The sequence below is a fragment of the Nocardia sp. 348MFTsu5.1 genome (assembly GCF_000383535.1).
In the GTDB taxonomy this organism is placed as follows: domain Bacteria; phylum Actinomycetota; class Actinomycetes; order Mycobacteriales; family Mycobacteriaceae; genus Williamsia; species Williamsia faeni.
The window spans coordinates 76,258-88,800 of the sequence record NZ_KB911511.1; the positions used below are offsets into that span (position 1 = coordinate 76,258).

Here is a 12,543-nt window from a genome sequence, read left to right on the forward strand (position 1 = left end):
CCTCGCGAGAAAGGCCCGGCCCGCATCTGCGAGGCCGGGCCTTTTCGTTCCAGGGACTCAGCCGTTCGGAGAGCTCAGCCCTTGCCGCTGCCGGCGGGCATGGCGTTGTACTCGATCAGGCTGCGCTCCGCGGCATCGACGTATCGCCCGAGCAGCCTGGTCAACGTGTCCAAGTCGCCGTCGTCCCAGTCCGACAGCATCTTCTGCAACTCCTCCGAGCGGCGGATCTTGAGTTCGGCGACCCGCTTCGCACCGGATTCGGTCACCACGAGGATCGTCGCCCGGCCGTCATTCGGGTCGGCTTCGCGCCGGACATATCCGAGCTTGACCAGTTGCGCGACATGCCGGCTGATCGTCGAAGGGTCGCTGAACAATGCCTCGGCGAGCTCGCCGGAGCGCGCCGGAGCCTCATTCAGGCGGAACAAGCAGTGATACGCTGCCGTTTCGACGACTTTGTCGGCGGTACGCCACCGGGTGGTCGCCAACCGCTCACGGATCCGCAACTGCCTCGCAAGGACCTCCATGAAGTCCACAATCTGATCGTCTCGCGACATAATCCTTCTCAAATTCAACGAGTTTCTGTGTGCAACTAGTTGTCACGTGAAAGTATGGCCCGCGCCACAGTGCTTATGCAACATCGGTGCCGGGAAGATCGGTTCAGCCGAGTCGCACCCAGCCTGCCGGACCACTAGCCTAGGAAGTCGTGACTCCATCGCCGCCGAACTCGCGCCCCCATTTCACTTCGATGCCCGACCTTGCTCTACGCGCTCTCGGCGGAGCGGTCCTCTGGACCAACGACGACCTCTTCGCAGAGTCCCAGAACCTCATCAAGACGCCCGACGCCGAGTATCAACCGGCGACGTTCGGACACAAGGGCCAGATCTACGACGGTTGGGAAACCCGGCGTCGACGGGAAGCCGGTGTCGACCAGGCGATCATCCGCCTCGGGGTTCCCGGCGTCATCTACGGCGTGGTGGTCGACACCTCCTGGTTCGTCGGTAACTATCCGCCGTACATCTCGGTGGAAGCCGCTGCAGTCGAAGGCATTCCGACCACGGACGAGCTTCTCGAGGACACCAAGTGGCAGACGATCGTCGACCGCGTCGCGGTGAACGGTGATACCCGCAACCCGTTCCGGGTGGATTCCAAGGAACGTTTCACCCACGTACGGCTGTCGATCCATCCCGATGGTGGCGTGGCCCGGTTCCGGGTGCACGGTCGTGGCGTCCCCGATCCGAAGTTCTTGTCGTACGGCCACTTCGACCTCGCCGCGCTCGAGAACGGCGGCATGATCACCGCTTGCTCCAACATGTTCTACGGCTCGCCGAACAATCTGCTGATGCCCGGTCGGGCCCGCACGATGGGCGAAGGCTGGGAGACCTCCCGCCGCCGCGATGACGGAAATGACTGGGTCCAGGTGAAATTGGCCGGCGAGTCGACGATCGGCCTGGCCGAACTCGACACCAGCTACTTCCTCGGCAATGCGCCGGGGTCAGCGATGATTCGTGGCCGCGACGGCGACGACGGTGAATGGTTCGAGGTCTTGGGGCGCTCGCCACTGCAGCCCGACACCCGCCACCGGTTCCTGGTCGAGACCGATCGGCCGATGACCGAGGCGCGCCTCGACATCTTCCCGGACGGAGGCATGGCCCGGCTACGGCTCTACGGTTCATTGACCGAGAGCGCCCGGGCCGAGATCATCGATCGCTGGGAGAACGGCGAGAGCTGATGCGCCCACCCCTGCCACGCCCCGGATGCGGCGTGGCGGGGGGAATCAGGCTGCGGCGGCCCGTTCGAGCAGTCCGGGCAGCACCTTCTCGGCGATGAGCTGGGCCGAGCCTGCGCCCTGTCCCTGATCCAGGGGACGCAGGATGACCGCGTCTGCGACCTCTGCGGCGTAGATGTCGAGGATCAGCGTGAGCAGGCCATTGGCAGTGCCCACATAGCGAACGGTGTCACCGAACCGCGACTCCCCCAGACGCAGGAGCTCGGCGCGAGCGGTGGCCGCATCGTCGGCGATCACCACGTCGATCTCCAACGCCACCACCAGGTCGGCGGGATCGTCGCCCAGTTCCTGCCAGCCGGCACGCAGCGCAGCGCGTTCCTTGATGCCACCCCTCAGTTCCGGCTGGCGGATCCGGCGGACCACCGAACTCGGTGCCTCGGTCGGACGGGGCCCACTCCAGGCGAGCGGATGGTCGTCGCCGTCAATGGCAACCAGCAGCTCCGGACGCGTTCGGGGAGCTTGGGCGCGTCGGTTTTCGGTCATGACTTCTCCTGCTCAAAAACGTTCTCTGCGAGTGAGTTCAGTTGCCTGGCGAGCTCGTCGATGCCGGTTCCGGCATCCCAGCGGAGGACGACGGGCCGGCGATGGCCCGACACGGCCAGCGAGGCGATGCCCACTCGGTCGCGGGCATCTGTCCACAGGTGCAACCGGCGGATTCCGGGAAGCCGATCGATCTCGGCATCGAGCCAGTCGGAGCAGGCCTGCTCATGGAGCCCGACCCATTCGTAGCCGAGGTCGGAGACCAGCTGCCGGGGTGGAAGGACGATGTTGATCTCGGGCGCGGCGTCGTCACTTTCCGCGAGCCAGTCGGAACGACCGACGACAACGGCCGGTCCGGCCGCGGACGGTCCGGACAACACCAGGTAGTCGATGCCGTGGCTGGTGAGATTGACTGCGCGCCGGGAGACGATGTCACTGCCGTCGACCAGGAGGCGCGCACCGCGACGATGAGCGATCGCGGCCAACGCAGGCAGCGGCAATACCTCACCGGTGGCCGGTGCCACCGCAGGCACGATCACGAGGGCCGCCGGCCGGCGTGCGAGTTCGCTGTCCACGGCGGCCAGGGTGGTCGTCAGATCGATCTGCGCGGGCACCACGCGGCGAGAAGGGGCTGCAGTGGTGGCGAGGTCGGCAGTCAGATCGAGGGTCAGGATTTCGCCGGGCGCCGCGGCGGCGACCAGTGCGACGGCCTCGGGGTAATCGGCCGCGAAAAGAACCCGGTCGGTCGGGCGGGCCTTCACAAATCGCGCGATTTCTTCCCTGAAATCACTGGTGGAGGTGCTTGTCACCCGCCATCCCTTCGGAACAGGACTCTGGGGAGTCCGCGCTTGCCGCCGTCCGAACAGACCGCGGCCAGGTTGTCACCCGGAGCACCCCGCCGCGAAAGGAGGGTTGCCGGTCAGCAAGCCGGGGCTTGTCGCTGACACTCATCACCTACAACCACATTGCCGGGCCGCTGATTTCCATGTCAACTATCAAGCCTTTTAAACGCGGCATGAATGTTAATCCGTGCTGGCAGCGGTGTTTTGTGATCTGTTCCGGTTCCTCCACCACCGAAAGCCGAAGTAGCCGGCCAGCGAGACACCGGCGGCGAGCGCCAGATAGAACAGCAGATTCGCACCGACCGTCTCACCGAGTGCATAACCGGTCACACACACGACGATCACCCAGAAAACGCCGCCGACGACGTTTGCGAAGAGATATTGGCGGGTGGGCATCTGGCTCATCCCGGCCACGAACGGGGTGACCGTGCGGACGTATCCGATCCAGCGCGCTCCGACGACCGTGGCGACCCCACCGTCGCGGATGAGTGCCTCGGCGCGTGCCCAGCGTTCCTCCCCGACCCAGCCACCGAATCGGGACCCGGTGATGCGGCTACCGGATCGGCGCCCGAACCAGTAGCCCGTCGAGTCCCCCATGACCGCCGCAACGCAGGCACCGACGATCAGCCAGCCGATGTTGGTGTCGCCGATGGCCGCTGCCACCGAACCGGCCAGCATGACGGTCTCACCGGGCAACACCAGCCCGAGGAGCAGCGCGGCCTCCCCGTAGACCACCCCGAACACGACGAGATACACCGCCCAGGGCGGTGTCGACTGCACGATCGAGATGACCCAATCAGCGAGAGAGTGAAGCATGTGCGCTCCAATCTCTCCTGCCCGGCCAGCGTTCGGCGGGCATTTCTATGCCCGGTTAGAGGGCCTGATCCAAATCCTTCAACAGATCGTCGACACCTTCTAGTCCCACCGACAGACGCACCAGCGAATCGGACAAACCGATCGCCGCCCGGCCTTCGGGCCCCATCGCGCGATGGGTCGTCGTGGCCGGGTGGGTGATCAACGACTTCGAGTCCCCGAGATTGTTCGAGATGTCGACGATCTTCAGTCCGTCGAGCAATTCGAATGCGCGGGCCTTGCCGGATACCGGACCGTTGTCGGCGAGTTCGAACGTCACCACGGTGCCGGCGCCCGACATCTGCTTCTTTGCAAGTTCGTGCTGTGGATGTGATTCCAGGAACGAATACCTCACCGAGGCAACCCGAGAATCGGCTTCCAGGAACTCGGCGATGCGCAGAGCCGAGGCGGTCGAATGGTCCACCCGCAGCCGCATCGTCTCGAGGCCCTTGAGCAGCGTCCAGGCGTTGAACGGACTCAACGCCGGCCCGGTGTGCCGCATCAGCGTCTGCACCGGTCCGTCGATGTACTCCTTGGTACCGAGTACCGCTCCGCCCATCACACGGCCCTGTCCATCGATGTGCTTGGTGCCCGAGTACACGATCACATCGGCACCGAGTTCGAGTCCACTCTGGAGCAGCGGGGTGGCAAAGACGTTGTCCAGCACCACTTTCGCACCGGCCGCGTGTGCGAGTTCGCAGACGCGCTCCACGTCGACCAGGGTCTGCATCGGGTTGGACGGGGTCTCGAAGAACACCGCGTCGGTCGGCTTCGACAGTGCCTGTTCCCACTGCTCGAGGTCTTCGCCGTCGACGAAGACGGTCTCGACGCCCCAGCGCGGAAGGATCTCGTTGCACACCACAAAGCACGAACCGAACAGGCTGCGTGCGGCGACGAGCCGGTCACCGGCCTTGAGCAGGGCCCCGAGTGCCACGAATACCGCTGCCATACCGCTGGCCGTGGCAAAGCATGCCTCCGCGCCCTCGAGCTGACGGAGTCGCTCCTGGAACATGGCGACGGTCGGGTTGCCGTACCGGGAGTAGACGAATCGTTCATCTTCGCCGGTGAACGCGCGCTCCGCGGCGGCCGCGGACGAGTACACGTACCCCGAGGTCAGGTACATGGCTTCCGAGGTCTCCTCGAAGCCGGACCGCATGAGTCCCCCACGCACGGCGAGGGTGTCGGGCGAAAGCCCCTCGGGCAGGTTGGCGTTCAACTGATCCTCCATAGCGCGGTGTTGATCCTGATTGTGAATGTGATTGTGGTCACGATTGGCGCCATGGCAGGCCGGTTGCCTTCCATCCGACCGCACCGCGATGTCCGGCGGGGTCGATGGCACCCTCGAATCCGTCGAGAACGTTGTATGCCTTGGCGACCCCGTCTGCGGTCGCGGCCTCGGCGGCACCGATCGAGCGCTGGCCCGAGCGACACAGAAAAACCACCTGCTGATCGTCGGAGACCCCCGCTTCGCGCAGCTGCCCGACGAAGTCAGTATTGCGGGCACCGTCAGGGAAGCTGACCCACTCGATGAAGACCGTCTTCTTGGAGACTCCGGACAGGTCCGGCACGCCCACGTAGCTCCACTCGGCCTGGGTTCGACAGTCCACCAGCACCGACGTCGGATCCTCGGTCAGGATCTTCCAGGCCTCTTGCGGGGTCAGGTCGCCTGCGTAGCTCATGCGCACACCTTCCAATTGCCGTTCTCGTTGACCAGAACGATAGGGGTGATCTTGGTTTCGCTCTTGTGTTCCCGGTACCAGTGAACGTTGGCAGTGGCCCGATCGCCGTTGACGACGGTCTCCGAGATGTTGCTCACCTCGATCTTGCCGTCGGCATCACGCGCGTCGCGGTTCTCGGAGGTGAACTCCTCCTGGGTCGGGAAGTCGGCGGAATCGAGTTCGGCGGAACAGAAAACGGCGCGGTAGCTCGCGTAGTTGATCGCGTTCTGCGCCGTGTAATAGTCGTTGACGGCGTGGGTCACCCGCGCCTGGTCCGTCAGACGGTCCTCCGCCGGCCGCAATACCTGCATGAGAACGATCGCGACCAGGACAAGGACCATGATCGCGACCGCCACGAGAAACGGCCAGAGGGTGCGTCGCTCATCGTCGAAAACTTCTGCTTCTGCCTTCTTGCCCCCAGCCGACCGCTCGCGCCCGGCTCCGGAGTCACTACCTACCATGGCCGCGAGCTTATCGCCCGTATTTGCCCGACCTGCCACCAGCGTGAGACGGTGGACTCGATATTTGGGCAGGCAATCCTTACTTGACCGCCCACCAAACAGCCATTTTTGGTTCCGGCCAGGTCCAGCGCCTACCGTGGGGTGAAAGTAGCCACACCAGGTCGCGTCAGTGACGCCCGCCTGAACTATCCGCACGAGAAAGCAACTGCGACTCATGAGCGATCAGAACCGCCCGCTTCGCGTGGCCATCATCGGTGCCGGCCCCGCCGGCATCTATGCCGCCGACGCCTTGATGAAGTCGGACAAAGCCAAAGACCGTGGTGTCTCGATCGACCTGTTCGAGCGGATGCCTGCCCCATTCGGCCTGATCCGGTACGGCGTGGCCCCCGATCATCCGCGGATCAAGGGCATCATCACCGCTCTGCACAAGGTCCTCGACAAGCCCCAGATCCGGTTGATCGGCAACGTCAACTACGGCAGCGACATCGCTCTCGAGGATCTGCAGTCGATGTACGACGCCGTGATCTTCTCCACCGGCGCCACCGACGACCGGGCGATGAACCTGCCCGGCATCGAACTCGACGGCTCCTACGGTGCCGCACAGTTCGTCGCCTGGTACGACGGACATCCCGACTTCCCGCGCACCTGGCCGCTGGAAGCGGAGAAGGTCGCCGTCATCGGCGTCGGCAACGTCGCCCTCGACGTCGCACGCGTACTCGCCAAGACCGGCGACGAACTGCTGCCCACCGAGATCCCCGCCAACGTCTACGACGGCCTCAAAGCCAACAAGGCCGTCGAAGTCCACGTCTTCGGACGCCGCGGACCTGCCCAGGCCAAGTTCACCCCGCTCGAACTCAAGGAACTCGATCACTCCCCGACGATCGACGTGATCGTCAACCCCGAAGACATCGACTACGACGAGGGCTCCACCGTCGCGCGCCGGTCCTCGAAGATCACCGACCAGGTCGCCACGATCATCGAGCAGTACGCGATCCGCGACCCCAAGGGCCGCCCGCACAAGCTGTACCTGCACTTCTTCGAATCCCCCACCGAAATCCTCGGCGAAGACGGCAAGGTCGTCGGTCTGCGGACCGAGCGGACCGAACTCGACGGCACCGGCAACGTCAGGGGCACCGGCAACTTCACCGACTGGGACCTGGGCGCGGTCTACCGGGCCGTGGGTTACCTGTCCGACAACGTGCCGCAGGTCCCGTTCGACGATCAGGCCGGTGTCATCCCCAACGAGTCCGGTCGCATCTTCGACCAGGGCTCACACATGACCGGTATGTACACCACCGGCTGGATCAAGCGCGGCCCCGTCGGGCTCATCGGTCACACCAAGGGCGATGCCAACGAAACCGTCGACTGCCTGCTCGATGACATGCACGCCGGCAAACTCCTCGAACCCGCCCAGGCGGGCGAGGACGCCATCATCAAGTACCTCGACGCCAAGAACATCGCCTACACCACCTGGGACGGCTGGTACCGCCTCGACGAGCACGAACGCGCACTCGGTGCCGCCGAAGGCCGCGAGCGCGTCAAGGTCGTCGAACGCGACGAGATGCTCGCCGCCTCCGAACCCCACAAGGTAGAAAAGGGCTGAGGCCCCCACCAACCAAAATCCGCTCCACGTACTCGCGAACGCTCCTGGCGCAACAGGAGCACATGCGAGTACGTGGAGCGGATTTCGTTTTAGGGTTTGGCGATAGAACCAAAAAATCCGCTCCACCTGTGCAGGTGGAGCGGATCTTTGTGCTGACGGACTATTCAGCTGGTGCGGACGGAACGGTCAGCGGGTTGTCGCGACGCTCCACGTTGGCCCAGAAGCCGATGTTGTTCTGCAGCGGATCGATGTTGCTGGAGATGGCGTAGCCCGAGATCGAGCTCGGGAAGCAACCGAACCACTTGGACTCGATGCGAAGGGTCTTATCCTTCTTGAGAACGGGAGCGAACTGCTCAGGAGCTCCGTTGAACTCGTGCAGGGTCACGTTGGGGAAGTCAGCACCATGAGCCCTGACCTCCATCCAGCGGACCATGTACCAGGAGTTGACCCACGGGTCGCCCGGCTTGCCGAACGAGCAGTACACGCCGCCGGTCAGTTCGAGATCGACCGGTCCCGCGGGGGCAGCCTGCACCGGTGCGACGGCGACGGCACTGCCGGCGGCAATACCAACTGCCGCTGCTGCGGCGACGGCAGCGCGGATCAACTTCTGCTTCATCTTCACTCCTTTGGGTAGACCACGTACAGGTGGCTTTCGATGTTCATCGTTGGCAACCGCCTGAGCGTTAGCCAAGAACTTTCTGAGAACAACGTTATACGACTCTCGTTATCGTTTCGTTATCGGGCCACCTGAAGATGCTAGAACACGAACGCGGCACCGAGCCACAGCGACGCTGCGAGCAGAGCGCCGGCGAGTTCGATGATCATCGCCAATCCGGCCGCTTTGGTGGCCGCGACCGCGCCGTTCCAGCCGCCGCGGACATCCTTGAGTCGCCACCATTCGGCCAGGAATGCGCCCAGGACGAACCCGATGATGAGTCCGACAACCGGGATGACAAAGAAGCCGACGATGCCGAGGAGACCACCAGCGATCACCGCTGCGCCGGGCACACCGGAATCCTTCATCGACTTGTTGGCGACCAGGTACTTGACGATCGCGGCCGTACCGAGGAAGCCCGCGGCGATCGCGAACACCAGCCAGGCCCAGCCACCGACCACAAACGCCCACACCGCGATGGCACCGAGGATCAGGATCAGTCCGGGGAGTACCGGCAGCACCACACCGCAGAGCCCGATGAAGATGATCGCGGCAACGACGAGCTCACCAGCAAACGGCACCTGTGATTACCCGCTACCGGTTGTTGTCGGACGCGGATGACGGCTTGCTCAGGCCGACCTGCGCACGCTGTGGTGGAGCCGCGGGCGCTTGGGGCGGAGCCGGCTGCGCCTGGGGCGGCGGTGACTGCGGCCGGGCCGCAGCCGATGGACGCGGGGTCACACGCGTCTCGGCCGGATCATTCGGGGCCGAGGCCTCGGACGCCGGCGGCAGCTGCACCGGAGGTTTCGGTGCCGGAACCGCGGGCGCGGTACTGACCGTGCGCACCATGCGCGCAGCCGCCGTGGCCCGCTGCCGGGCGGTCGCGACATCGTCGGCGGTGGCGATCACCACGCCCATCCGGCGCCGCGCGAAACTCTCGGGCTTGCCGAACAATCGGATATCGGTTTCGGGAACGGCAAGTGCGGCAGCAACATTCTCGAAGGCGATGGCAGGTTCGTCGAGACCGCCGTAGATCACCGCGGACGCTCCGGGCGAGGCCAGCGTGACATCGACCGGCAGTCCCAGGATGGCCCGGGCATGCATCTCGAACTCCGAAAGCCGCTGTGTACCAATGGTTACCAGGCCGGTGTCGTGCGGACGCGGGCTGACCTCGGAGAAGTAGACGTCGTCGTCCTTGACGAACATCTCGACACCGAAGATGCCGCGGCCACCGAGGTGGCCGTCGCCCAGTGCCGCCGCGATCCGGGCGGCGACGGACGTGGCGCCGCCGAGCGCGGCCTCGCTCATCGGATGCGGCTGCCACGATTCGACGTAATCGCCCTGAAGCTGCCGGTGCCCGATCGGGGCGCAGAAGTAGGTGCCCAACTTGCCCGTGGCCGGATCGACGGAACGGACGGTGAGCAGGGTGATCTCGTAGTCGAAGTCGACAAAACCCTCGACGATGACCCGGCCGCCCTTCACCCGGCCGCCGGCGACGGCGTGGTCCCAGGCCCGATCGATCTCGTCGGGGCCACGAACCACGCTCTGGCCCTTGCCCGACGACGACATCACCGGCTTCACCACACACGGGAATCCGACGCGGGCGGTGGCGGCCCGGATCTCGTCGGCAGAGTCGGCGAACACATATGGCGAGGTGGGCAGGCCCAGTCGTTCGTCGGCGAGTCGGCGAATGCCTTCCCGGTTCATCGTCAGTGCGGTCGCCCGCGCTGTCGGGATGACCTCGGTGAAACCCTCTTCGTGGATCTCGACGAGGACCTCCGTCGCGATCGCCTCGATCTCGGGGACGACGAAGTCGGGGCGCTCTGCCTCGATCACCGCACGCAGGGCGACCGGGTCGGTCATGTCGATGACATGGGAGCGATGCGCGACCTGGTGACCGGGCGCATCGGGGTAACGATCGACCGCAATCACTTCGACACCGAGGCGCTGGAACGCGATGACAACTTCCTTGCCCAACTCGCCTGCGCCCAGGAGCATCACCTTGGTGGCGCCGGGCGTCAGCGGCGTGCCGATGCGCTGCGGCACGGAATTGATCACGACGCCGGATTCCGGATTGCTGCTAGTCACGCGTTCAAGGCTAACCCCTGCAAGTGCGCCGATCGCACACGAAACCCTGGTCCGGACCTATCTGGATCGTTGCCCAGGGTGGATTCATCCCATTCGCGCATGTAGATAACACCAGCGCCAGCTCTCACCGGGCTCCGCCGAACGCATCACAGGATGCCCTGACGCCTCGAAATGCCTGGTCGCGTGGCGGCGTGGGCTCGAGTCACAGCAGGCGACGTGCCCGCAGGTCAGGCACCTACGCAGCGCCGCCGGGTGGTGCACCCCCTCGTCGGCGCAGTCCTCGCAGCCGGCGACACCTTCGTCACGTGCGGCCTCGGACACCGGATCCTGCGCCGGATCGGTGGGTGCCTGGGTCAGTTCCGGGCACAGATCCGGTTCCATCACGTCCGCAGGTTTGATGAGCCGGTGCATCACCGACCTGCGGATGGGTTTCATCGCGCGCTCCCCTGGTTCACCTCGTCGCCGGTCTCCCGGGAGGTGAGGTGATCGGTGTCGGCCACCGCTGCATAGATTTCGGTTTCTTCCGAACGACCGCGCAGCAGAGCCGATTCGAAACGAACCCATTGCGCGGCCTCGTCGTCGGTGGCCGAAGCGATCGCCCGCCCGGAGGCCACCGGCCGGCTCGGATCCTGCTTGGCGTACTCGCTGAGGCGAGCCGCCTCGTTGACCGCGTCGCCGATCACCGTGTACTCGAATCGTTGTATGGCGCCGACATTTCCGGCGACCACCGATCCGTACGCCACGCCGATCCCGGCTGCTAGTTCGGGGATTTCGCCGGCCAGGCGTACCGAGATCTCCCGGGCCGTGGACAGGGCCGCGGTCGCCGGGTCGTCCAATTCGAGTGGGGCACCGAAGGCGGCGAGCACCGCATCACCCTGAAACTTGTTGACCAGACCGGAATGCGATTCGACCGCCGAGACGACCACCGCAAAGAACTTGTTCAGCAACGTCACAACCTCATTCGGTGGTCGCGATGCCGCGATCGCGGTAGATCCGATGACGTCGATGAACACGATGGCCACAAACCGCTCGGTGCCACCGAGTTCGGGATTCTGGGCCAACGCGGCTTCGGCCACGTCCCGACCGACATGCCTGCCGAACAGGTCTCGCATCCGTTCGCGTTCCCCGAGTCCGGTGACCATGAGGTTGAAACCCCGTTGCAGGTCGCCCAATTCGGTTCCGTCGTAGACCACCACCCGGACGTCGTTGTCGCCGCCGCTGACCTTGGTCATCGCCCGACGGACCGATCCGACGGGCGCCTTGATCGCACTGATGCTGAGGTAGTTGAGCAAGAGTCCGGTGAACAGGCCGATGACGCCGAGCACCATAACGGCCACGAACACATCGGTTTTGGTGGTGGTATCGCGCAGCACCGAGAAGAAGGCGACGAGCATCGTCCCGACAATCGGGATACCCGACCCGAGAACCCAACTCAGCGTTGCCCGGGTCCGTAATCGGCTGCGCCGCTTGGTGCCCGGATAGCCCGCTTCCAAGGCCTGCGCGGCGACCGGACGTAGTGCGAACTCGACCAGCAGGTACGAGATGGCGCAGACCACCGCTCCGGAAAGTCCGACCACAAGGGCGATTTTCGGGATGAGTCCGGGGTCCAGGATGCCGTAGCAGAGCGTGAAGAACACTCCGGCGATGAACCACAGCAGCATCTGCATCCGGGTCAGCACCCACGGCGCCCGCAGGGCCCACCGCGCCTGCTCCGGAGTGGGCTGCTCATCACGAAGCGCCCACTGCAGATGCCCGAGTACCCGAGACGTACCGAATGCCCAGCCGAAACCGAACGCGGCGGCCACATAGACCGGGACGGCTATGTAGTTGACCCACCACAGCTCTGGCCCGAGCACACTGGGTTCGGGTATCCCGACCACGACCAGCAGGATCGCGATGCCGGCACCGATCGCGTTGGCGGTCAGAACCGACACGGTGATCAGCAATTGGATCCGGATGCGTCGACGTCGGGGGGTGTCGGTAGCCGAGCCCAGCAACGCCGAACCGAAATCCGACTCCTGCCCGGGAAATTTCACCCGCCACCCCCTACCGATTCGT

14 protein-coding genes and 1 riboswitch are annotated in these 12,543 nt (G+C 65.0%); of the genes, 2 read left to right on the forward strand and 12 right to left on the reverse strand.

The window, feature by feature from the left end; genetic code table 11:
- Window positions 1–74: 74 nt before the first annotated feature.
- The gene (locus tag H290_RS0106765; protein ID WP_020106022.1) at window positions 75–554 is read right to left on the reverse strand and encodes a MarR family winged helix-turn-helix transcriptional regulator; all 480 of its coding nucleotides are present in this window, start codon (window positions 552–554) and stop codon (window positions 75–77) included.
- Window positions 555–703: 149 nt separating this feature from the next.
- Between H290_RS0106765 and alc the strand changes: the two genes are divergently transcribed.
- On the forward strand, window positions 704–1,729 hold the full coding sequence (gene alc / locus H290_RS0106770) for an allantoicase (RefSeq protein WP_028462885.1): 1,026 nt from the start codon (window positions 704–706) through the stop codon (window positions 1,727–1,729).
- Between the two features lie 45 nt (window positions 1,730–1,774).
- Here the strand turns inward: alc and H290_RS0106775 are convergent, their stop codons facing one another.
- The 6 genes from H290_RS0106775 to H290_RS27990 all read right to left on the reverse strand — a co-directional run bounded on the left by H290_RS0106775 (window position 1,775) and on the right by H290_RS27990 (window position 6,139).
- Window positions 1,775–2,269: a hypothetical protein gene (locus H290_RS0106775; RefSeq protein ID WP_020106024.1), complete on the reverse strand. Its 495-nt coding sequence runs from the start codon at window positions 2,267–2,269 to the stop codon at window positions 1,775–1,777.
- Window positions 2,266–3,075, reverse strand: coding sequence for an aminotransferase class V-fold PLP-dependent enzyme (locus H290_RS0106780; RefSeq protein ID WP_020106025.1), 810 nt, complete (start codon window positions 3,073–3,075; stop codon window positions 2,266–2,268). The genes H290_RS0106775 and H290_RS0106780 overlap by 4 nt, the downstream gene beginning before the upstream one ends.
- 30 nt (window positions 3,076–3,105) lie before the next feature.
- Window positions 3,106–3,221: riboswitch (SAM riboswitch) on the reverse strand.
- 67 nt (window positions 3,222–3,288) lie between these two features.
- Window positions 3,289–3,924, reverse strand: coding sequence for a DedA family protein (locus H290_RS0106785; protein WP_020106026.1), 636 nt, complete (start codon window positions 3,922–3,924; stop codon window positions 3,289–3,291).
- 55 nt (window positions 3,925–3,979) lie between these two features.
- Window positions 3,980–5,188: an O-succinylhomoserine sulfhydrylase gene (locus H290_RS0106790; protein WP_020106027.1), complete on the reverse strand. Its 1,209-nt coding sequence runs from the start codon at window positions 5,186–5,188 to the stop codon at window positions 3,980–3,982.
- Window positions 5,189–5,225: 37 nt separating this feature from the next.
- Window positions 5,226–5,639, reverse strand: a complete 414-nt coding sequence (locus tag H290_RS0106795; RefSeq protein WP_020106028.1) for a rhodanese-like domain-containing protein — start codon at window positions 5,637–5,639, stop codon at window positions 5,226–5,228.
- Complete coding sequence (locus tag H290_RS27990; protein ID WP_155976725.1) at window positions 5,636–6,139, reverse strand: DUF4878 domain-containing protein; 504 nt, start codon at window positions 6,137–6,139, stop codon at window positions 5,636–5,638. The genes H290_RS0106795 and H290_RS27990 overlap by 4 nt, the downstream gene beginning before the upstream one ends.
- Window positions 6,140–6,353: 214 nt before the next feature.
- On the opposite strand from H290_RS27990, the gene H290_RS0106805 reads away from it, so the two are divergent.
- Window positions 6,354–7,742, forward strand: a complete 1,389-nt coding sequence (locus tag H290_RS0106805) for an FAD-dependent oxidoreductase (protein ID WP_020106030.1) — start codon at window positions 6,354–6,356, stop codon at window positions 7,740–7,742.
- A gap of 160 nt (window positions 7,743–7,902) precedes the next feature.
- Here H290_RS0106805 and H290_RS0106810 read toward each other — a convergent pair whose 3' ends face one another.
- The 5 genes from H290_RS0106810 to H290_RS0106830 form a co-directional block, all read right to left on the reverse strand.
- A complete protein-coding gene (locus H290_RS0106810) occupies window positions 7,903–8,358 on the reverse strand; it encodes a hypothetical protein (RefSeq protein ID WP_051121925.1) in 456 nt (151 codons plus the stop codon).
- Window positions 8,359–8,498: 140 nt separating this feature from the next.
- Window positions 8,499–8,978, reverse strand: coding sequence for a DUF456 domain-containing protein (locus H290_RS0106815; protein WP_020106032.1), 480 nt, complete (start codon window positions 8,976–8,978; stop codon window positions 8,499–8,501).
- 13 nt (window positions 8,979–8,991) lie between these two features.
- A complete protein-coding gene (gene purT / locus H290_RS0106820) occupies window positions 8,992–10,395 on the reverse strand; it encodes a formate-dependent phosphoribosylglycinamide formyltransferase (protein ID WP_155976755.1) in 1,404 nt (467 codons plus the stop codon).
- 174 nt (window positions 10,396–10,569) lie between these two features.
- Window positions 10,570–10,920 (reverse strand): UBP-type zinc finger domain-containing protein, encoded by a 351-nt coding sequence (locus H290_RS0106825; RefSeq protein WP_020106034.1) that lies wholly within the window; start codon window positions 10,918–10,920, stop codon window positions 10,570–10,572.
- A complete protein-coding gene (locus tag H290_RS0106830) occupies window positions 10,917–12,521 on the reverse strand; it encodes an adenylate/guanylate cyclase domain-containing protein (RefSeq protein WP_020106035.1) in 1,605 nt (534 codons plus the stop codon). Before H290_RS0106830 ends, H290_RS0106825 begins: the two co-directional genes overlap by 4 nt.
- Between the last annotated feature and the right edge of the window lie 22 nt (window positions 12,522–12,543).